The 18,939-nt window shown below is 63.3% G+C and carries 20 protein-coding genes; 8 read left to right on the forward strand and 12 right to left on the reverse strand.

The genetic code is table 11. The features are described from left to right. Positions 1 to 7: 7 nt before the first annotated feature. Together ntrB and GPL20_RS12435 are read right to left on the reverse strand one after the other, a co-directional pair. Positions 8 to 904, reverse strand: coding sequence for a nitrate ABC transporter permease (gene ntrB / locus GPL20_RS12430; protein WP_157329763.1), 897 nt, complete (start codon positions 902 to 904; stop codon positions 8 to 10). Between the two features lie 62 nt (positions 905 to 966). Further along, positions 967 to 2,289 carry a CmpA/NrtA family ABC transporter substrate-binding protein gene (locus GPL20_RS12435; protein ID WP_157329764.1) on the reverse strand — a complete coding sequence of 441 codons (1,323 nt, stop codon included), beginning with the start codon at positions 2,287 to 2,289 and terminating at the stop codon, positions 967 to 969. 662 nt (positions 2,290 to 2,951) lie between these two features. On the opposite strand from GPL20_RS12435, the gene GPL20_RS12440 reads away from it, so the two are divergent. The 3 genes from GPL20_RS12440 (at position 2,952) to GPL20_RS12450 (ending at position 6,167) form a co-directional block, all read left to right on the forward strand. Then, positions 2,952 to 3,791, forward strand: coding sequence for a formate/nitrite transporter family protein (locus GPL20_RS12440; protein ID WP_157329765.1), 840 nt, complete (start codon positions 2,952 to 2,954; stop codon positions 3,789 to 3,791). Positions 3,792 to 4,063: 272 nt separating this feature from the next. After that, entirely contained in the window at positions 4,064 to 5,800 is a 1,737-nt protein-coding gene (locus GPL20_RS12445; RefSeq protein ID WP_157329910.1) for a bifunctional protein-serine/threonine kinase/phosphatase, read from the forward strand. A gap of 160 nt (positions 5,801 to 5,960) precedes the next feature. Then, positions 5,961 to 6,167, forward strand: coding sequence for a hypothetical protein (locus GPL20_RS12450; protein ID WP_157329766.1), 207 nt, complete (start codon positions 5,961 to 5,963; stop codon positions 6,165 to 6,167). 167 nt (positions 6,168 to 6,334) lie between these two features. Here GPL20_RS12450 and GPL20_RS38780 read toward each other — a convergent pair whose 3' ends face one another. The 6 genes from GPL20_RS38780 to GPL20_RS12475 form a co-directional block, all read right to left on the reverse strand. Further along, on the reverse strand, positions 6,335 to 6,484 hold the full coding sequence (locus tag GPL20_RS38780) for a hypothetical protein (RefSeq protein WP_167533000.1): 150 nt from the start codon (positions 6,482 to 6,484) through the stop codon (positions 6,335 to 6,337). Between the two features lie 331 nt (positions 6,485 to 6,815). After that, entirely contained in the window at positions 6,816 to 7,145 is a 330-nt protein-coding gene (locus tag GPL20_RS12455; RefSeq protein ID WP_157329767.1) for a GcrA family cell cycle regulator, read from the reverse strand. Positions 7,146 to 7,184: 39 nt separating this feature from the next. Beyond that, positions 7,185 to 7,367, reverse strand: coding sequence for a hypothetical protein (locus GPL20_RS12460; RefSeq protein WP_157329768.1), 183 nt, complete (start codon positions 7,365 to 7,367; stop codon positions 7,185 to 7,187). A gap of 140 nt (positions 7,368 to 7,507) precedes the next feature. Further along, the gene (locus GPL20_RS12465; RefSeq protein WP_157329769.1) at positions 7,508 to 7,825 is read right to left on the reverse strand and encodes a hypothetical protein; all 318 of its coding nucleotides are present in this window, start codon (positions 7,823 to 7,825) and stop codon (positions 7,508 to 7,510) included. Between the two features lie 162 nt (positions 7,826 to 7,987). Further along, positions 7,988 to 8,203, reverse strand: a complete 216-nt coding sequence (locus GPL20_RS12470; protein ID WP_157329770.1) for a dodecin family protein — start codon at positions 8,201 to 8,203, stop codon at positions 7,988 to 7,990. Between the two features lie 232 nt (positions 8,204 to 8,435). Beyond that, on the reverse strand, positions 8,436 to 9,353 hold the full coding sequence (locus GPL20_RS12475; RefSeq protein ID WP_157329771.1) for an intradiol ring-cleavage dioxygenase: 918 nt from the start codon (positions 9,351 to 9,353) through the stop codon (positions 8,436 to 8,438). A 173-nt stretch (positions 9,354 to 9,526) separates the two neighbouring features. On the opposite strand from GPL20_RS12475, the gene GPL20_RS12480 reads away from it, so the two are divergent. After that, positions 9,527 to 10,801, forward strand: coding sequence for a serine hydrolase domain-containing protein (locus GPL20_RS12480; RefSeq protein WP_157329772.1), 1,275 nt, complete (start codon positions 9,527 to 9,529; stop codon positions 10,799 to 10,801). A 54-nt stretch (positions 10,802 to 10,855) separates the two neighbouring features. Here GPL20_RS12480 and GPL20_RS12485 read toward each other — a convergent pair whose 3' ends face one another. The 4 genes from GPL20_RS12485 to GPL20_RS12500 all read right to left on the reverse strand — a co-directional run bounded on the left by GPL20_RS12485 (position 10,856) and on the right by GPL20_RS12500 (position 14,295). Continuing rightward, positions 10,856 to 12,175: a TRAP transporter large permease gene (locus GPL20_RS12485; RefSeq protein ID WP_157329773.1), complete on the reverse strand. Its 1,320-nt coding sequence runs from the start codon at positions 12,173 to 12,175 to the stop codon at positions 10,856 to 10,858. Beyond that, positions 12,172 to 12,687, reverse strand: a complete 516-nt coding sequence (locus tag GPL20_RS12490; RefSeq protein ID WP_157329774.1) for a TRAP transporter small permease — start codon at positions 12,685 to 12,687, stop codon at positions 12,172 to 12,174. The genes GPL20_RS12485 and GPL20_RS12490 overlap by 4 nt, the downstream gene beginning before the upstream one ends. Before the next feature lie 83 nt (positions 12,688 to 12,770). Further along, a complete protein-coding gene (locus GPL20_RS12495; RefSeq protein WP_157329775.1) occupies positions 12,771 to 13,769 on the reverse strand; it encodes a TRAP transporter substrate-binding protein in 999 nt (332 codons plus the stop codon). A 292-nt stretch (positions 13,770 to 14,061) separates the two neighbouring features. Continuing rightward, positions 14,062 to 14,295, reverse strand: coding sequence for a hypothetical protein (locus tag GPL20_RS12500; RefSeq protein ID WP_157329776.1), 234 nt, complete (start codon positions 14,293 to 14,295; stop codon positions 14,062 to 14,064). A 137-nt stretch (positions 14,296 to 14,432) separates the two neighbouring features. Here GPL20_RS12500 and GPL20_RS12505 point away from each other — a divergent pair, with 137 nt between their 5' ends. The 4 genes from GPL20_RS12505 (at position 14,433) to GPL20_RS12520 (ending at position 18,931) form a co-directional block, all read left to right on the forward strand. After that, positions 14,433 to 14,774: a DUF1236 domain-containing protein gene (locus GPL20_RS12505; protein WP_157329777.1), complete on the forward strand. Its 342-nt coding sequence runs from the start codon at positions 14,433 to 14,435 to the stop codon at positions 14,772 to 14,774. Between the two features lie 332 nt (positions 14,775 to 15,106). Then, the gene (locus GPL20_RS12510; RefSeq protein ID WP_157329911.1) at positions 15,107 to 16,564 is read left to right on the forward strand and encodes a sensor histidine kinase; all 1,458 of its coding nucleotides are present in this window, start codon (positions 15,107 to 15,109) and stop codon (positions 16,562 to 16,564) included. Between the two features lie 22 nt (positions 16,565 to 16,586). Continuing rightward, the gene (locus GPL20_RS12515; RefSeq protein WP_157329778.1) at positions 16,587 to 17,720 is read left to right on the forward strand and encodes a mandelate racemase/muconate lactonizing enzyme family protein; all 1,134 of its coding nucleotides are present in this window, start codon (positions 16,587 to 16,589) and stop codon (positions 17,718 to 17,720) included. A 14-nt stretch (positions 17,721 to 17,734) separates the two neighbouring features. Beyond that, a complete protein-coding gene (locus GPL20_RS12520; RefSeq protein WP_157329779.1) occupies positions 17,735 to 18,931 on the forward strand; it encodes a DUF418 domain-containing protein in 1,197 nt (398 codons plus the stop codon). Positions 18,932 to 18,939 lie beyond the last annotated feature (8 nt).

The following is an 18,939-nucleotide window of genomic DNA, read 5'->3' on the forward strand; positions in this document are numbered from 1 at the left end:
TTCTCCCTCAATTCTGCGCGGTGCCGCGGGTGACGAACTTGCCGAGGCCCGCGATCAGGCGGTCGAGCACGAAGCCGACGATGCCGACATAGAACAGCGCCAGGATGATCTCGCTGATATGCGAGGAGTTCCAGGCGTCCCAGATGAAGAAGCCGATGCCGACGCCGCCGATCAGCATTTCCGCGGCGACGATGGCGAGCCACGACAGGCCGATGCCGATGCGTAGGCCCGTGAAGATGTAGGGCGCGGCCGCCGGGATCATGATCTTGGAGAAGAACTCGAGCGGGTTGAGCTGCACCACCGCTGCGACGTTGCGGTAATCCTGCGGAATGTTGCGGATGCCGACCGCGGTATTGATGATGATCGGCCAGATCGAGGTGATGAAGATCACGAAGATCGCCGACGGCTGGCCGTCGCGGAAGGCTGCGAGCGAGAGCGGCAGCCAGGCCAGCGGCGGGATGGTGCGCAGCACCTGGAACAGCGGATCGAGCCCGCGCATCGCCCAGACCGACTGTCCGACCAGCACGCCGAGCGCGATGCCCGCGACCGCGGACAGCGAATAGCCGAGCGCGACGCGCTGGAGACTGGCGGACAGATGCCAGAACAGACCCTTGTCGATGCCGCCATGGTCGAAGAACGGATCGAGGATCAGCTCCTTGGTGTCCTTGAACACTCTTGACGGCGGCGGCAGTGCCGAGCCGGCGCGGCGGCAGACCAGCTCCCACACCAGCGTGAGCAGCGCGATCACGACCAGCGGCGGGATCACGCGCACGGCGGTCTCCCTCGCCATGCGCGCGTAGGCCTCGGCACGCGGCGGGCGCTTCGGCGTCATAGTTACGACCGGTGCGGCGATCGCCGCAGGCGTTGCGGTCTCAACCTCAATTTTCGTGGCAGGCATGTTCATCGCAATATCTCTCCGGCTGCAAAGGGCGATGCGGCCGCCCTGACGGCGGCCGCTGGGCTCCATCAGACTTCGACGCGCTTGATCGCGAGCGACTTCAGATAGGCAGCCGGATTTTCGGGGTCGAACACCTTGCCGTCGAAGAAGGTCTCCTTGCCGCGCGAGGTCGAGGCTGGAATCTCGGAAGCCGCGACGCCGAGCGTCTTGGCCGCATCGCGCCACATGTCCTCGCGGTTGACCTTGGCGATCAACGCCTTGGTGTCGAAATTCGCCTCGTACTTGCCCCAGCGGATGTCCTCGGTGAGGAACCAGAGATCGTGGCTCTGGAAGGGATAAGAGGCGAAGTCGCGCCAGTACTTCATGATATGCGGCGAGTTCTCGACCACCTTGCCGGGAATGCCGTAGTCGAACTTGCCCGCGGTGCGGTCGAGCACGTCCTCGACCGGGCAGTTCATCCACTGCCGCTTGCCCATGATGGCAGCGAGCTCGGCCTTGTTCTCGGCCTTATCGGCCCATTGCTGGGCTTCCATCACCGCCATCAGCAGCGCCTTGGCAGCCTTCGGGTATTTGTCGACAAAGGCCGCGCGCATGCCGAAGGATTTTTCCGGATGCTTGTTCCAGAGTTCGCCGGTGTTGACCGCGGTGTAGCCGATGTTCTGATGGATCAGCTGCAGATTCCAGGGCTCGCCGACGCAGAAGCAGTCCATGGTCCCGACCTTCATGTTGGCCACCATCTGCGGCGGCGGCACCACGATGGTCTCGATGTCCTTGTCGGGGTCGATGCCGCCGGCGGCGAGCCAGTAGCGGATCCAGAGGTCGTGCGTGCCGCCGGGGAAGGTCATCGCCGCCTTCACGGCCTTGCCGGACGCCTTCTTCTTCTCCAGCGCCGCCTTGAAGGGCGATGCATCGACGCCGAGCTTGAGGTCGGCATATTCGTTGGCGACCGAGATGCACTGGCTGTCGAGATTGAGCCGCGCCAGGATGTACATCGGCGTCGGCTGGTTGTTCTGCGTCACCTTGCCGGCCGAGATCAGGTACGGCATCGGGGTGAGGATATGCGCGCCGTCGATGCCGTTGCCTTCGGAGCCGAGCACGAGGTTGTCGCGCGTGGTGCCCCAGGACGCCTGCTTCTGTACGTCGACGTCGGGCATGCCGTATTTGGCGAACAGGCCCTTGTCCTTGGCGACGAAGAGCGGGCCGGCATCGCTCAGCGCGATGAAGCCGAGCTTGGCGCCCTTGACCTCGGGGCCTGCATCCTGCGCGAAGGCGCCGGCGGGGAAATTCAGTTTTGCTGCGGCGAGAAGTGCGGCGGTCGAGCCGGTGGCTTTCAACAATTGACGGCGGCTCAGGCCAGGGGTCTCGGAGGGCCGGCGAATGCGCTTGGTCATAGGCAGTGTCGTCCTTTGCGTCGTTGCAGAATTGATGGCGTCAGTGCACGCGAGCGGCCCGTCCGTCCGTGGCGCCGGCTTTGGCGCATGCGAACGCACGACGGGGAGACCCCCGTTCGGGTGGCGTCAGCAAATCGGATGAGAAGTCTCGCGGGACGGCTTCAATGGCGTCGGCCTGGAACTATTCAAGCTTCATGCCAAGCCCGACACGTGGAAAAACGACGAATAATCAGCCTGTTAGAGAGACCGCGCCAGACTGTCGCAGGCACGTTCCGCATGCGAAACTTGCGATTTGCTCAATCCTTGTGCGGCGCACAAAGCTTGTGCATCCGCTTGTGCAAGATGCCGCAGAGCGCACAAGGGGCAAATCGCGCCGAACCAAATGTGATTGATATTCCTCATTAATTTCCAATCATCTTAGCGGCACGCAAGTTGCATATCCCCAGGTGTCAACGAAGACTGCGGCTTGCCGCATTGTTGCAGCCTCTGACGGCCGCAACGGGAAGCTCACGTGCTTCACGGCCCTTCTCGGCCAAGTCATCGTGACGCGATTCCCAAAGCTTTTGAACCTCTCCAGGCCCAGCTGCGCGGCAGGCAACCCGCACGGCCAATGACGTTTAGCCGCGCTCTCGATCTCACTTACGAAGCAAAAGGAACCATTGATGTCGTATCTCGCGCCTTCGGAATTCGTCACCAAGATGGTGGATGCGGGCGAGTCCAAGATCTTCATGTCCACCAGGGATACCGTCATCCGGGCCTACATGGCCGGCGCCATTCTCGCGCTGGCGGCATGGTTCGCCGTCACGATCAACGTGAACACCGGCCAGCCGCTGGTCGGCGCGCTGCTGTTTCCGGTCGGCTTCGTCATGCTCTATCTCCTGGGCTTCGATCTGCTGACGGGCGTGTTCGTGCTCTCGCCGCTCGCCCTGATCGACAAGCGCCCGGGCGTCACGCTCGGCGGCGTACTGCGCAACTGGGGTCTCGTCTTCGTCGGCAACTTCGCCGGCGCCTTCACCGTGGCCTTCATGATGGCCTTCGTCACGACGTTCGGCTTCACGCAGGCACCGGACAAGGTCGGCGCGGCGATCGGAAACATCGGCGAAGGCCGAACGCTGGGCTATGCCGCACACGGTGCGGCAGGCATGGCGACGCTGTTCCTGCGCGGCATGCTCTGCAACTGGATGGTCTCGACCGGCGTGGTCGGTGCGATGATCTCGACCTCGGTGCCCGGCAAGGTCATTGCGATGTGGATGCCGATCCTGGTGTTCTTCTACATGGTGTTCGAGCATTCCGTCGTGAACATGTTCCTGTTCCCGTCCGGGCTGCTGCTCGGCGCCAAGTTCTCGATCATGGATTACCTGATCTGGAACGAGATCCCGACGGTGCTCGGCAACCTCGTCGGCGGCCTCGCCTTCACCGGCATGACCCTCTACACCACCCACGTCATGACCCTGCCGAAGCGCCAGGCCGGCAAGGCGACGGCGCCCCGCGTCGCGGCCTGATCGAATACGTCTCGACAGAGGAGCCTCGCCCAGCCAGGGTGAGGCTCCGCTTTGCCAGCAGGGCTATCGCGGTTCCTGCGGCCCATCCTTCGAGACGCCCGCCTTTGGCGGGCTCCTCAGGATGAGGGCGGAGTGCGCGGCAGCAGTTTCAACGGGCACCGATGTTGATTAGCCTCATCCTGAGGAGACCGCGAAGCGGTCGTCTCGAAGGACGAGGCGTGCGCTCAGGCCGTCGCCAAGAAGCCAGATGCGATAGCCCATCTTTCCTGGTGATGACGATGCCCCCCGGTCTCCTGATTTCGGTCGGCCAGCATTCCGACAAGGGTCGCAAGCCCATCAACCAGGATTTTCACGGCGTCCTCATTCCGGAGGAGCCGCTGCTCAGCCTGAAGGGCATCTCGGCCGTTCTCGCCGACGGTATCTCGAGCAGCACGGTAAGCCAGATCGCCAGTGAGTCGGCGGTCAAGAGCTTCCTGATGGACTATTACTGCACGTCGGAGTCCTGGACGGTGAAGACGTCCGCCCGCCGCGTGCTGGACGCCACCAATTCCTGGCTGCACGCGCAGACGCGCAAGAGCCAATACGCCTATGACCGCGACAAGGGCTATGTCTGCACGCTAACCGCCATGGTCATCAAGGCGACCACGGCGCACATCTTCCATGTCGGCGACTGCCGCGTCTACCGCGTCGCCGGCAAGGCACTCGAGCAGCTGACCGACGACCACCGGATCATCGTGTCGTCGGAGCAGACCTATCTCGGCCGCGCGCTCGGCATCAATCCGCAACTCGAGATCGACTACCAGGCGTTCGAAGTCGAGGCCGGCGACACGTTCCTGCTGGCGACCGACGGCGCCTACGAATTCGTCGACGCCCGTTTCATCACAAGTGCGCTGAACGAGCATGCAGGCGAGCTCGACGGGGCGGCGAAAGCCATCGTCGAGGAAGCCTACCGGCGCGGCAGCGACGACAATATCACCGTCCAGATCCTCCGCATCGACGCGGTGCCGCAGCGCGAGCCGGCCGGCATCTTCAGTCAGACATCACAATTGCCGCTACCGCCGCTGCCGGAACCGCGGGCGATGTTCGACGGCTACAGGATCGTCCGGGAGATCCACGGCAGCAGCCGCAGTCATATCTACCTTGCCGTCGACGCCGAGACCGAGGAGTCGGTCGCGCTCAAGCTGCCGTCGATCGACCTGCGCGACAATTCCGCCTATCTCAAGCGTTTCCTGATGGAGGAGTGGATCGCGCGCCGGATCGACAGCCCGCACGTGCTGAAGCCGCTGTCACAGTCGAAACGGCGCAGCTACCTCTACGTTGCGACCGAATTCGTCGAGGGGCAGACCCTGAAGCAGTGGATGATCGACAATCCGCGCCCCGATCTCGAAACCGTCCGCGGGCTGGTCGAGCAGATCGCCGCCGGTCTGCGCGCCTTCCACCGCATGGAGATGCTGCATCAGGATCTCAGGCCCGACAACATCCTGATCGACAAGACGGGCACCGCGAAGATCATCGACTTCGGATCGGTCAGGGTGGCAGGCGTCGCAGAGGCCGCGCCGCGCGACGACGCCGACGAGATCCTGGGCACGGTCCAGTATACGGCGCCGGAGTATTTTCTTGGGCAAGGCGGCTCGCCGCGGTCCGACATGTTTTCCCTGGCCGTGATTTGCTACCAGATGCTGACAGGAAAGCTGCCCTATGGCACCCAGGTTGCCAGGATCCGGCGCAAGACGGACGTGCGGCGACTTCAGTACCGCCCGGCCGACGACGACCGCAATGTGCCTTCCTGGGTCGACGGCGCGCTTAGGCGGGCGCTCCATCCCGATCCCTACAAGCGGCACGAGGATCTATCCGAATTCATCTTCGAGCTTCGCACGCCCAATCCGGCTTATCTCAACACGCGGATCACGCCCCTTTTGGAGCGCAGCCCGCTGATGTTCTGGAAGCTGACCTCCGCGGTGCTCGCCTGCGCGGTCGTCGTGCTGCTCGCGCTGCTGCACGCGCGTTAGCGCCTAAGGGCGGAACCGTCAGCTTCTGGCCGCCAAGCGCCGCGCAGCGATCGCCCGCGGCCATGTCGAAGATATTGACCGACTGTGAAGTAGTTTACACCCCAGTGTTCGTGGCCCGTGCTAATGTCGGGAAGGCGTCTTCCTTCGTAGGAGGCATCCAATGCTCGCGGCAATCAAATGGAACTCCCGATATAACCCTCGCGAATGGGTGATGATGGCCGGGGCGCTGGTCGTCCAACTCCGCACACCGAATGCAAACCGGCAGAAGGATGAAAGCAAGCCAAGGCGGCCACCCTGGAAACACTTCGACGACACCCATCATTGGGACTCAACCGCGGAAGAATGGGTCCCCAACCACGATCGGTGATCGTGCATCGCATTGTGCGTGGCGCAGGCCGTGGATGCCGTCGCGATCGACGCGAATGCCCATGAATGGATGGGGCGAAGACCTGAACGCGGCGCGGTCTCAGATCTTGGCTTTGGTTGGCTCGGACGTCCGTGTCACGGACTGACGCGGTCGCCTTTAGCTCCTGCCTACCGGGCTTGATCGTAGGCCTGCAGGATCCGGACAAAATCAGCCATGCTGGATCGATCTCGGTTGTCAGCCATAACCGCAACCTGAGCATTGGACGCGGGTTGGCTGCCCTGCCAGAACCGCATCAGGAGATCGGCGATGTTTCTCATGGCGTACTCTCTGCACCAACCATGGCGGTAAGCATCAGTTGAGCGGCAAAGCGCCGCTAGAAGAAGGGCCGGCGGGCGCTACGCCGCCGGCCTTGTCACGCAACTGCCGGCTCGCGGGCCGGTTCCGTTGCCATTCACCCTGGATGTATCGGTAGCACCAAGCGCTTGGTCGGCGCCATCGCGCGCAGGTATGGAGTGACCATACCTAGGTAGATTTGGGCCGGGGAATCGGGATCAGTCGACCAAGTGCCAGTTTAATTGCAGGTAGGTTGGCGTCTTCAGTTGATGGACTACGCTCGGACGCGGAGCGTAACGGCGTTCGCGTGAGCTCCTAGCCGGTGTTCCGGACCGCCTCAGCCAGAATGGCGTAAAGCTGCTGCTTACTGAATTCCTTGGGCTGCTGCCTCTTCGCCGTGATCCGCGACACCTTCTTTGCTGCTGGACGGGCGGAGGCGGCCGACGATGCCTGCCTCAGCTTCGGGGGCGGTCTTATCTTGGGTCTTGCTGTCGGCGGCTTGTGGCCACGCTTCAGGCCCAAACGGGTTAGCATGCCGCAGACCGCGTTACGGCTACACCCGAGACGGCCCGCAATCTGTCCCGCGCTCTGTCCTGCGGACCAGAGCCTTTTGAGCAGCGCTACGTCTTTCGTATCCCAGCCCATGGAAGATATTATAACGCCGACTGCCACACGGCGGCTAGTCTAGTCTTCGTCAGGCTCGCGCACCACTGCCGGTTCGTCAGCGTCATCCTCCTCGTCTTCGTCGTCTTCGTCGTCCTCCTCGTCTTCATCAGGATCTCGGGGCGGCATCACGGCGCCCATACGCATGAGCGGCATCCAGCGGATCGCCGCGGCGAAAAACGTTTCGAAGGCGGGTTGCTTCATGTTGTTACTCCTCGAAAAGCATCGCAGTTCAATAGTCCCAACGGACGACATCCGGATGTCCAGGGCGCGATCGCTCCAATGCAACGGCGATCAGATCGACTGCGGCGGCAAGGAGCGGCACCCCACGCAACTGGCGGCGCTTACGAAAACCTTATGCCCGAGGACGCATCAGGTTCCATATTCAGCAAAACTTCGCCGCTAATGATTTCGGGATCTCCAAGGTCGAGGTCATGCAGACTTGCCTGAACAAACTCCAATATCTTGGCGTTCGCCGCATTGGCGCTTTCCCGGTCCTCGAAGATCATCACGGCGACGCCAACGCCGTGGCCCCCATCCAGCACATAGTAGGATCTGAATCCGTGCGATTGCCTCAGGATCTCACCGATGCCGCTCTTGGCGCGGCGAGCAGCGTCGGCAACCGAACGTACTTTGGTGTACTTGCGAATGACTATGTACATGGGGCCACCACGCGTCGCAGTTCCCGTCCCCAGGCATCAAAGCATATCGGGGCCCAGTGCACTACTTCCGAGATGGGTCACAAACGCCGGTCGGCGGGCCGCGCGACGCGCCCTTCTTCAGTGAGACACCTCGCCCCGAACGCGGAGCGAGGTGCTCAGGGCTCAGGACCCCTCGAATTTGAACGATACGCTGAGCTTGGCGCGATAGGCCTCTACTTTTCCCTTGGCATCCAGTTGCATATCTAGTTTGACGACCTCTGCAACGCGAAGATCCCGGAGAGATTTTGCAGCTTGCTCGACCGCATTGGCGGCCGCCCTCTCCCATGAGTCGCTGCTGGTACCGACCAGTTCAATGACCTTGTAGACGCTGTCAGACATGCCGTCCTCCTGTTCGGTCTGGAGCAGGAAGCAGGTGCTCCCTGCCATTGAGAAACCTAGCATCAGGAAAACGGCGCCGATACGACGCGATAGGGTCTCAGACGTCGCCCGAGGGGCAGGGATGGCAGCGTTGGCGTAACTCGGAAACTCGCTGACGCCGATGATCGCGCCGCTCTGGGAAACACAGCGGACGTCGTACGCGCGCAGACTGCCGCGTCCTCCCAACGGGCCGTCAGGCCGGCTCCCCGGCCTTCACCCCGAGCGGCTTCGGCGCCATTCCGCCGCCCGGCTTGAGGTGGAATTCGTAGCTCATCAGATGCCACCGCCCGTTCGCCTTGGTGCCGTCGGGCATCGCCGTATCGTTGCGCGGCTCGACCTTGGCGACGAGGTCGTCCTTGACCCCGAACACGACATCGGAATCGAGATATTTATCGCCGTCCATGAAGACGTGGGTGATCAGCGGCTCGAAGCCCCTTGCATTGACCAGGAAGTGCACATGCGCCGGGCGCATCGGATGGCGCCGGGTCTGCATGATCATCTCGCCGACCGGGCCGTCGGTCGGTATCGGGTAGCTGCACGGCAGGATGGTGCGGAAGAAGAAACGCCCGTCGCCATCGGTGATGAAGCGCGCCCGCGCAGAAGCGCCGACCGCGTCGTAGTTCGGCTTCTGTGAATCGTAGAGGCCGTCGTCATCGGCGTGCCACACGTCGACCGGGACGTTTGCCAGCGGCTTGCCATCGAGATCGGTAACACGGCTCTGCACGAACATCTTCTCGCCGCTGAGATTGTTTGGCGAGATGTCGGTCCCGTGCGGCATCACCTTGTGCTCGCCGACATAGAAGGGCCCGAGCACCGTGGTCTCGGTAGCGCCGTCGCGGTCGCGGTGATTGACGGCGTCGACCAGCATGGAGACGCCGAGCACGTCGGACAGCAGGATGAATTCCTGGCGGGTGTCGCTGCATTTCTGGCCGGTGCGGGTCAGGAAGTCGATGGCATATTCCCATTCCTCGAAGGTGAGACCGGTCTTGCTCACGTAATCGTGCAGCGACTTCACCAATTCCTGGAGCAGGAATTTCGCACGCGGATTCGGCGTGTTGTCGAAGCTCGCGATCACGGCTTCGGTGAGTTCGGTCTCGTTGAACTGGGTCATGGTGGGTTTGCCCTGAGTTTTTTCGTTGGCCCCATCAGGTATCCTTGGGGTTCCTTGGAGGCGTTCCAAGGTGCAGCCTACACCAGCCGACCCGGCCGCGTAAGCGCGACCGCCCTTGGAATGAGCCTGCCATTTCGGCTATCAACGCCTGACAAAACTGCCCGGAGGAACTGATGCTCGCCCCCACCCCCGCCTCGCCCGAATCCGTCGGCATGTCCAAGGCTGCGCTCGACCGCGTCGACGCGCATCTGAAGCGCCGGTACATCGACGCCGGCCGCTTTCCGGGCACGCATCTCCTGGTCTACCGCCGCGGCAAGGTCGCGCACAGCTCGGTGCAGGGCTTTGCCGACGTCGAGCGCAAGGTGCCGGTCAAGGACGACACTATCTACCGCATCTATTCCATGACCAAGCCGCTCACCAGCGTCGCCTTCATGATGCTGGTCGAGGAAGGCCTCGTCGCGATCGACGAGCCCGTCGCCAAATACATTCCGGAATGGAAGGATCTCGGCGTGTTCGTCGCCGGCACGGCGCCGGCGTTCCTGACGCGGCCGCCGTCCCGGCCGATGCTGATCGTCGACCTCTTGCGCCACACCGCCGGCCTCACCTACGGCTTCCAGCAGCGCTCCAATGTCGATGCCGCCTATCGCACCGAAAAGATCGGCGAGGTCGAGAAATCCGGCACGCTCCAGACCATGATCGAGGGCCTGGCAAAAATTCCGCTGGAGTTCTCGCCGGGCGATTCCTGGAACTACTCCGTTGCCACCGATGTGATCGGCTACCTCGTCGGCAAGATCTCGGGGATGCCGTTCGAGCAGTTCCTGAAGCAGCGCATCCTCGACCCGCTCGGCATGACCGACACCGACTTCCACGTGCCGGCCTCCAAGGCGCATCGCTTCGCGGCCTGCTATTCCGCCGATCCGGGCGGCGGAATGACCTTCCATGCCGGCCAGCGGCGCGAGGGCCTGACGCTCCAGGACGATCCGGCGACGAGCTCGTTCCTGTCGCCTCCCTCCTTCATCTCCGGCGGCGGCGGCCTCTGCTCGACGGTCGCGGACTACCTCACCTTCTGCCGCGCGCTGCTCAACGGCGGCGAGCTCGGCGGTGTCAGGCTGATCGGACCGAAGACCCTGGCGCTGATGACGACGAACCACATCCCGGGCGGCCGGGCGCTGCCGGAGGTATCGCGTTCGCTGTTCTCGGAAGCGACCTACAACGGCATCGGCTTCGGTCTCGGCTTCGCCGTCACCATGCGTCCGGCCGAGACGCTGATCGCCGGCAGCCCCGGCGAGTACAATTGGGGCGGCGCGGCCACCACCTCGTTCTGGATCGATCCGGCCGAGGAGCTGGTCACCATCTTCATGACGCAGGTGCTGCCGTCGAGCGCCTACCCGCTCCGCCGCGAGCTGCGCAGCATGGTCTACGCCGCGATCACCGAGAGCAATCTGTAAGCCATTGAAATCGGATCCCGCAGCCGTCGGCCGCGGGATCGCCATATCAGACGCTCATTTGAGCATCGCCGGCACGATCAGGCGCGGCAAGAGCAACGACACGCTTGGCCAGACGATGACCGCCGCCAGCACGAGCAGCATCGGAATCAGCATGATCACCGTGTCCTTCAGGGCATAACGCAGCCGCACGCCGGCGATCGAACAGGCGATCATCAGACACAAGCCATAGGGCGGCGTCACCAGGCCGAAGGCCAGCGATACGATGGAAATGATCGCAAACTGGACCGGATGGAGATCGACGGACTTGGCGAGCGGCTCCAGCACGGTGCCGACGATGATGATCGCCGGAATGGCGTCGAGGAAGCAGCCCACCACCAGAAAGCAGAACGAGATGAAGAAGCCGGCCGCGACGGTACCCATGCCCCATGTCGAGACGTTGGCCAGCAGCTCCTGCGGGATCTTGTAGTAGGCGAGCAGCCAGCCAAACGCACTTGCGGTGCCGACACAGAACAGCGCGACGCCGGCAAGACGCCCGGTGTCGAGCAAGGCCTTGTACAATTCGCGCAGGCCCGTCTCGCGGTAGAAGAACGCCGAGAGCGCGACAGAATAGAGCACCGCGACGCAGGCGGACTCGGTCGCGGTGAACCACCCGAGCAGAATGCCGCCAACGATGATGAGCGGCGTCATCAGCGCCGGTAGCGACCGCCAGATGGCGCGTCGCATCTCGACCCAGGTCGACTTCGGATAGGTCGGGTAGCCGCGGCGCACCACATAGACGTGCACCGTCGCCATCTGCGCGCCCGCGATCAGCAGGCCCGGCACGATGCCGGCCAGATACATCGCCGCAATCGAGGTCGAGATCAGCCCGCCCCACACGATCATGAGGATCGACGGCGGGATGATGACCGCCAGAACCGCCGACACCGCCGTGATGGCGATGGAAAACGAGAGATCGTAGCCCTCCTTGGTCTGCGCATCGATGAAGATCTTGGACTGGCTCGCCGCATCGGCGGTGGAGGAGCCCGAGATGCCGGCAAAGAACACCGACAGCACGACGTTGATCTGCGCAAGGGATCCCGGCCAGTGCCCGACCATCGAGCGCGACAGCGCCACCAGGCGGTCGGTGATGCCGCCGATGCTCATCAGGTTCGCCGTCAGCAGGAAGAACGGCACCGCCAGCAGGATGAATGAATTGTAGGCATTGAAGGTCTCCTGCGCGAGCGTCATCAGCGACAGACGCGGCTCGATCAGCAGGATCGGCACGCAGGCAAGGCCGAGCGCGAAGGCGACCGGCACGCGCACGATGAGCAGGCCGATGAAGACCCCGAACAGCACCATCGCGGCCTGTCCGGCGGAGAGTACATTGCCGCTCATCGCCCTGCCCCAACCAGAATGCGCATTTCATCGACGATCTGTTCACCGGCAAAGACGATCCATGTCGCGCCGGTGACCGGCCAGGCGACGTGGATCAGCCAAAGCGGCAGGTCGGCCAGTTCCGAGGTTCTGTTCCAGGCAAAGCGGGTGAACTCCAGGCCGGCTGATACGAACACCAGCGCCAGTGCCAGCACGCCGAGCCGCGCGAGGATCCGCACCGCGGCCTCCGACCGCCGCGACAGGTCGGGCCACACGTCGACCTCGAAATGCTGCGCTTCCCGCACACCGACCATGGCGCCGATCATGATCGTCCAGATGAACAGGAATCGCGCCATTTCCTCCGTCCAGATGTAGGACGGAATGAAGGGCGTGTAGCGCGAGATGATTTGCAGCGTGACCGGAATAACCAGGATGCCGACGCAGGCGGCTAGCATGAATTGCAGCAATTTCGCATAGGCCACCGTGACGCGACGCCACAGCGACGGTGTGGACGGGACGGGCATGTCAGACATTGGGGCTCCGTGCGGCAGCTGATCCGCCAGGTCCGGGCAGGAAGCGGGGCCTGCCCGGAATATGATCGGCGGACCGAGCGACCTCAGACGACGTTGATCTTCTCGAAAATGCCTTCCGCACCAATTTCCTTGGCGTAGCTGGCCATCACGGGGTCGGCGAGCTTCTTCATGGCGTCCCGCTCCTCGAACGGAACGCGCTTGAGCTTGCCGGCCTTCTCGAGCGTGTCGAGCTTGACCACCTCTTCGCTCGACTCGAGCTGACGGCCGTAGTCGCCGGCCTCCTTGCCGGCTTTCATGATCGCGTCCTGCAAATCCTTCGGCAAGGTCTTCAGCGTCTTCACCGAGAAGCAGATCGGCCGGATCGATACCGCGTGCTGGGTCAGGCTGAGATGCGGGGCCACTTCGTAGAATTTCATCGCCTCGACGCCGGCCGCCTCGTTTTCGCCGGCCGATATCACGCCGTTCTGGATCGCGTTGTAGATCTCGTTATAGGCGATCACCGTCGGACTCATGCCGACGGCCGCGAAGGTCTTCGACCAGATAGGCGCGCCCTGCACGCGGACCTTGAGGCCCTTGAGATCGGCGAGATTCTTCAGCGGCTTGTTGGCGAAGATATTGCGGATGCCGCCGCCGGCATATCCGATCAGGACGACCTCGGCCTTCGCCGCGACCTCATCGGCGACCGGCGCCAGGATGTTGGCCTCGACGACCTTGTTCATGTGCTCGATGCCCTTGAACACGAAGGGGGCGTCGATGAACGGGGCCGCCTTGGCGAAGGTCGACATGTGAGCCGGCGAGACGATGCCGTAGTCGACCGCCTTGCCCTGCGACATGTACTCGAAATACTGCTTCTCGAGGCCGAGCGAGGAGTTCTTGTGCAGCGTGAAGTTGACGGGCTTGCCGTAGTACTTCTTCACCAGCTCCTCGAACCGGATCAGCGCCCGGTTGAAGGCATGGTCGTCGTTGAACTGGACCGCGCCGTTCAGCGTGATCGGCGCTTGCGCCCTGAGGATCGACGGCATGCCAATCACGGCCGCCGCAGTGGTCGCACCGATACCAGCGAGAAATGATCTTCGCTTCATCGTCTCCCCTCCCTTTGATGCTCCGCCCCTGTCGCCGGGCCGTGAGCGCAGCCGGTATGCGGCTTGCGAGAGGGAAGCGTATGAAAAACGTCGGCGGGACGGAAGTCATTTTGCGTGCGCCGGAGGTATTCTTCGTCGCAGGGCTACTCCCGCACCACCTGTTGCACTGCAACTCGCAGCTCCCGCTGGCGCGCGGCAAGCCGCATGTGGACTCCCAACCTTGCAGGAGATGGAAGACTTGCGGACCTGTGCGCTGCACGCACAGACCCGCTCGCCGTCAACGGCCTGGCGCTCAGTTCGAGGTGCAGACCTTGACGGTCTTCATGCCGCTCTCAGCCTCGGTGCGCGACTTGTAGATCATGCCCGACGGGCTGACGACGGTCACGGACGTGTCCGTCGGCTTCTTGTCGACGATGGTGCACTTCTTCGTCTTGACGTCCTGGACGACGTAGAACTCGTCGGCCGCGAACGCCGGCAGGGTCACTGCAGCAACCATCAAGGCTGCTGTCGCCATTCTCAGCTTCATGTACTCCTCCTCCGATTGCCGGGTTTGCCGCCCGGCTGGTTCAAGAACGGGAAAAAATGGCAATTTGTTCCTATTCCCCCAGGAACGTCAGCCACGATGAGATGTTGGTGCGGCGCTATTCACGAGAGGAGGACAAGATGAAGAAGCTGTTCCTGCTATCCGCCGCTGCGGTCCTGATCTCGACCGGCGCTTTCGCGCAATCCACGGTGACGACCACCGGAACCGGCCACGCAGCCGTGGTTCAGATCGAGCCGGAATACCGCACCAGGATCAAATCCTACGTCACAGAGCACCGCGTCCGGCCGGTCGTGACGAAGGAGAAGATCATCGTCGGCGCAACGGTGCCGAGCGAGGTCGAGCTCGAGGCCGTTCCGACGGACTGGGGTCCGTCGCTCACGAAGTATCGTTACGTCTACTCCGGCGATCGCGTGATGCTGGTCGACCCCGGCTCGCGCACCGTCGTTCAGGAAATCGATTGATCAAGGCGTGAGGCGGTCGCCCTCGGAGGCACCCGCATGACATCGCATCGCGAGGCACGGATCGTCGGGCTCAGCCTGGCGGCTGTCTACGCCATGTGTCTGCTCCTGACCGCAATCGGCATGAGCTGACGCGCCGGGGAGCGTCCCGGACTGCACTGCAAAATGCTCGTTTTGCACTGCTCGGCCGGATACGAAAATCGTGGCGCAGTGCAGGCTCCGCCCGTATGGTCCTTCCAAAATCATAATCCGGCGCCGCCGCGCTGGAACCGGGACGTCCGCGCTTGTCAAAGCTCACCCTGCCGGTTCGGCTCGCGCTCCTGGTCGCGGGGACGATGCTGCCGCTGATCGTCTTCGCCGTCGGCCTTGCCTATTCCAATTATCGCCAGGATCGCAGCGACGCGACGCGCCGAGTGCTGGAGACGGTGCGAAGCATGCGGCTCGTGCTCGATTCCGAAGTGCAGCGGATGACAGGCGGCTTGCAGGTGCTCGCGCTCAGCGACTCCCTGCGCAGCGGTGACTTCGACGGCTTCCGCCAGCAGGCGGCCGGCTTCATCAGCCAGTATGGCGACGACAGCGTCCTGCTGCTGGCCGACAGGTCCGGCCAACAGCTGTTTTCGACCGTCACGGCCGAAACAGCGAACCTGCCATTGCGCAACAATCGGGAGATCGTCGAGCGCGTGTTTGCAAGCAGGACGCCGCAATATTCCGACCTGTTCGTCGGATCGACCAAGAAGCGGCCGATCGTGACCGTCGAGGTCCCGGTCCTGCGCAATGGCGAAGTCGCCTATGCGCTCTCCTTCAGTCCGCCGATCGCGATATTCCAGAGACTGGTCGAGCAGCAACGGCCGAACGACCAATGGACGGTATCGCTGCTGGACACCAAGGCGCGCGTGTTCGCGCGCGCGCCCAACCCTGCCGAAACGTTCGGCAAGCAGGCTTCCGGCGCGCTGTACGATGCGATGTCTCGCACGCCGGAGGCAACGCTCTCGACCGTTTCGCTCGACGGCGTCGCGCTGTCCACTGCCTTCGCCAGGTCGCGCCTGACCGGCTGGACGGTCGTGGCTGGCGTCAGCGAGAGCTCGCTGATCGCCCCGCTTTGGCGCGACATCGCGATCGCCAGCCTGATCGGCGGCGTGCTGCTGCTGACCGGCCTGACCTTCGCGGTGCGGATGGCCACCACGATCGCGCGCGGCGAGATGCTGCATGATCTGCTGATCGAGGAGCTCAACCACCGCGTCAAGAATACGCTGGCCTTGATGCAGGCGATCGCGGTGCAGACCTTCCGCAGCGCCAGCCGCGACGAGCGGACCAAGTTCGAGGGGCGGCTCGGCGCGCTCGCCGAGGCGCATAATCTCCTGAGCCAGGAGAAATGGCAGGGCTCCGAGCTGAAGGAGGTGATTGCACGCGTGCTTCAGCCATTCCTGCTCGCCAGTCCCGAGCGCATCCGGATGGCCGGCCCGGCGGTGCCGCTGTCGCCGCGGCTTGCCGTCGTGCTCTCGATGATCGTGCACGAGATCGCCACCAACGCCGCGAAATACGGCGCACTGTCCAACGAGACCGGCCGGGTGACGCTGGACTGGGAGGTCATCGACGAGCCGTCCAAACCGCGGCTGCGGCTGATCTGGACCGAGATCGGCGGACCGCCGGTGACGGCCCCGGTGCGGCGCGGTTTCGGCTCGCGCCTGATCGAGCGCAGCGCGCGCGACCAGCTCGGCGGCGAGGCAACCGTCGACTTCCTGCCGCGCGGCGTGGTCTGTACGGTCAGTTGCACGCTGGACGAGACGCGCTGACCGGACGGAAGGAAAACGGCGAATGAAGATCACCAATGTGCGCACGCATATCCTCGAGGCGAAACTCTCGCAGCCCTTCGCCTATTCCCGCGCCTGGTATGATACGCGCACTGCGATGCTGGTCGAGATCGAGACAGATGACGGCCTGACCGGATTGGGCGAATGCTATGGGCCGGCACGGATGACGGCGGCGGTGGTTGCCAGCGTTGCGCCATGGCTGATCGGCGAGGATCCGCTGCGCACTGACGTGCTGTGGCAGATGGTCTACGCGCGCTTGCGCGACCACGGCCAGAAAGGCGTCGTGATCCAGGGGCTGAGCGGCATCGACATCGCGCTGTGGGACATCAAGGGCAGGCATTTTGGCGTGCCCGTGCACCAGCTTCTCGGCGGCGCGGCGCGCAAGGAGGTTGCGGCCTATGCGACCGGGCTCTACCGGCGCAAATCAGGCGACCCGCTGAAATACCTGCCGGAGGAAGCGGCCGGCTATGTCGCGGAAGGATTCCGCGCCGTGAAGCTGAAGGTCGGCTTCGGAATCGCGGAGGATGCCGCGGTCACGCGTGCGGTCCGCGAGGCGATCGGTCCCGATGTCGCGCTGATGGTCGACGCAAACCACGCCTATGACGCGGTTGCGGCGATCCGGCTCGGCCGCATGATCGAGCGCCACGACATCGGATGGTTCGAGGAGCCGGTGCCGCCGGAGGACGTCGCGGGCTATCGCGCGGTGAAATCCGCGCTCACGATTCCGATCGCCGGCGGCGAGTGCGAGTTCACGCGCTTCGGCTTCCGCGACCTGTTCACCTCCCACGCGCTCGACATCGCCCAGCCCGACACCTGCGCGGCCGGCGGCCTCACCGAATGCAAGAAGATCGCCGACATGAGCGACGCGTTCGGTATCCGCTACAATCCGCATGTCTGGGGCACCGGCATCGCGATCGCCGCCTCGCTCCAGCTCCTCGCCGTGCTGCCCTCGCACACGCCGACCTCGCTGTCACCGCTCGAGCCGATGCTCGAATTCGACCGCACCGAACATCCGATCCGGCAGGCGATTTTGAAAGAGCCGATCGAACATGCGAAAGGTGTCGTGCGGGTCCCGGATGGACCGGGACTGGGCATCGAGATCGACCGCGAGGCGCTGGCGCGTTTCGCAGCAAATTAAGGGGCACAGTCGAAATGCTCCACGACCCGATCCATGAGAAACGATCGAGTCCGACAAACCCGTCCGATCGCATCGAGAGTATCGATGTGCTTCGTGGCGTCGCATTGCTCGGCGTTCTCGTCATCAACGTGGTCACTGTATTCCGCATCTCGATATTCGAGCAGTTCCTGCCCCCTGGACGATCCACGTCGCCGCTGGACCGGGTTGTCGAGACCGTTCTGATGCTGGCTGTCGAGATGAAAGCATTCGCTCTCTTCTCGCTCTTGTTCGGGATCGGACTTGCAATTCAGTTCGAGCATCTTTCGACCAATCCGCGCCGCGCACTTCTCTTGGTTCGCAGGCTGATCGTGTTGCTGATGTTCGGATTGATTCACCTGTGCCTGATCTGGAATGGCGACATTCTCACCGAATATGCGCTTGCAGGTCTGATCGTCCTGCCATTCCTGTTTGGTCCCCGCTGGCTATTAGCCTGCGGCGCGGCGACATTTCTTGGGCTGTATCTCGCGATGCAGGTATGGTCACCGCCTGGCTTGTTTCCCAGCTTTGCTTCCATCCAGCACAATGTACAGGAGGCGAACCGCATCTATGCAACGGGTGACTTCGGCCAGGTACTGGCGTTCCGGCTTCGCGAAATCCCTCTGATCGCTCCCTTGCACATTTTCATCTTCCCCCGCACCTTGGGACTGTTTCTGTTTGGCGCGCTCGCCTGGCGCAGCGGCGCCCTGCGAAAGCCGAATCGGACCTTCCTGTTTTCATCAGGAGCCAGCTGCATCGCCCTTGGCGCCGTCTTGATCCTCCTGAAGGCGGCCGGCGCGGTAACGAACGCGAGTTTCGACGCACTGGCCAATCCGGTTGACACAATTCTAATGGCCCTTGGCTACGGTGCGATCATCATCGCGATCACCAATTCGGCGAGCGGAAAGATGTTGCTGGGCTGGGCGGCGCCGCTGGGCCGCATGGCGTTCACGAACTACCTCGCCCAATCCGTGATCTTCGGTTGGATTTTCTATGGATACGGCCTTGGGCTGTTCGGCCACCTCGGCGCCGGCAAAGCACTGGCTATCGGCCTCGCCGTCTATGTTGCCCAGGTCGCTTTCAGCGCGTGGTGGTTGAGCCGCTACCGATTTGGCCCGGTCGAATGGTTATGGCGCACGCTCATGTACGGCACGCCGCAGCCGATGTCGCTTGCGCGGGTTACCCGCCCGATTTGACGCTTAGC

It is taken from the genome of Bradyrhizobium cajani (assembly GCF_009759665.1).
In the GTDB taxonomy this organism is placed as follows: domain Bacteria; phylum Pseudomonadota; class Alphaproteobacteria; order Rhizobiales; family Xanthobacteraceae; genus Bradyrhizobium; species Bradyrhizobium cajani.

Excerpts from the sequence above, each read along its gene's own strand:
- GPL20_RS12505 (WP_157329777.1), top strand. The coding sequence starts at position 14,433 with ATGAAGAAGCTGTTCCTGCTATCCGCCGCTGCGGTCCTGATCTCGACC.
- GPL20_RS12515 (WP_157329778.1), top strand. The coding sequence starts at position 16,587 with ATGAAGATCACCAATGTGCGCACGCATATCCTCGAGGCGAAACTCTCG.
- GPL20_RS12480 (WP_157329772.1), top strand. The coding sequence starts at position 9,527 with ATGCTCGCCCCCACCCCCGCCTCGCCCGAATCCGTCGGCATGTCCAAG.
- GPL20_RS12455 (WP_157329767.1), bottom strand. The coding sequence starts at position 7,145 with ATGGGCTGGGATACGAAAGACGTAGCGCTGCTCAAAAGGCTCTGGTCC.
- GPL20_RS12490 (WP_157329774.1), bottom strand. The coding sequence starts at position 12,687 with ATGTCTGACATGCCCGTCCCGTCCACACCGTCGCTGTGGCGTCGCGTC.
- GPL20_RS12460 (WP_157329768.1), bottom strand. The coding sequence starts at position 7,367 with ATGAAGCAACCCGCCTTCGAAACGTTTTTCGCCGCGGCGATCCGCTGG.
- GPL20_RS12435 (WP_157329764.1), bottom strand. The coding sequence starts at position 2,289 with ATGACCAAGCGCATTCGCCGGCCCTCCGAGACCCCTGGCCTGAGCCGC.
- GPL20_RS12485 (WP_157329773.1), bottom strand. The coding sequence starts at position 12,175 with ATGAGCGGCAATGTACTCTCCGCCGGACAGGCCGCGATGGTGCTGTTC.
- GPL20_RS12475 (WP_157329771.1), bottom strand. The coding sequence starts at position 9,353 with ATGACCCAGTTCAACGAGACCGAACTCACCGAAGCCGTGATCGCGAGC.
- GPL20_RS12440 (WP_157329765.1), top strand. The coding sequence starts at position 2,952 with ATGTCGTATCTCGCGCCTTCGGAATTCGTCACCAAGATGGTGGATGCG.
- GPL20_RS12520 (WP_157329779.1), top strand. The coding sequence starts at position 17,735 with ATGCTCCACGACCCGATCCATGAGAAACGATCGAGTCCGACAAACCCG.
- GPL20_RS38780 (WP_167533000.1), bottom strand. The coding sequence starts at position 6,484 with ATGAGAAACATCGCCGATCTCCTGATGCGGTTCTGGCAGGGCAGCCAA.
- GPL20_RS12470 (WP_157329770.1), bottom strand. The coding sequence starts at position 8,203 with ATGTCTGACAGCGTCTACAAGGTCATTGAACTGGTCGGTACCAGCAGC.
- GPL20_RS12500 (WP_157329776.1), bottom strand. The coding sequence starts at position 14,295 with ATGAAGCTGAGAATGGCGACAGCAGCCTTGATGGTTGCTGCAGTGACC.
- GPL20_RS12445 (WP_157329910.1), top strand. The coding sequence starts at position 4,064 with ATGACGATGCCCCCCGGTCTCCTGATTTCGGTCGGCCAGCATTCCGAC.
- GPL20_RS12495 (WP_157329775.1), bottom strand. The coding sequence starts at position 13,769 with ATGAAGCGAAGATCATTTCTCGCTGGTATCGGTGCGACCACTGCGGCG.
- GPL20_RS12510 (WP_157329911.1), top strand. The coding sequence starts at position 15,107 with ATGCTGCCGCTGATCGTCTTCGCCGTCGGCCTTGCCTATTCCAATTAT.
- GPL20_RS12465 (WP_157329769.1), bottom strand. The coding sequence starts at position 7,825 with ATGTACATAGTCATTCGCAAGTACACCAAAGTACGTTCGGTTGCCGAC.
- GPL20_RS12450 (WP_157329766.1), top strand. The coding sequence starts at position 5,961 with ATGCTCGCGGCAATCAAATGGAACTCCCGATATAACCCTCGCGAATGG.
- ntrB (WP_157329763.1), bottom strand. The coding sequence starts at position 904 with ATGAACATGCCTGCCACGAAAATTGAGGTTGAGACCGCAACGCCTGCG.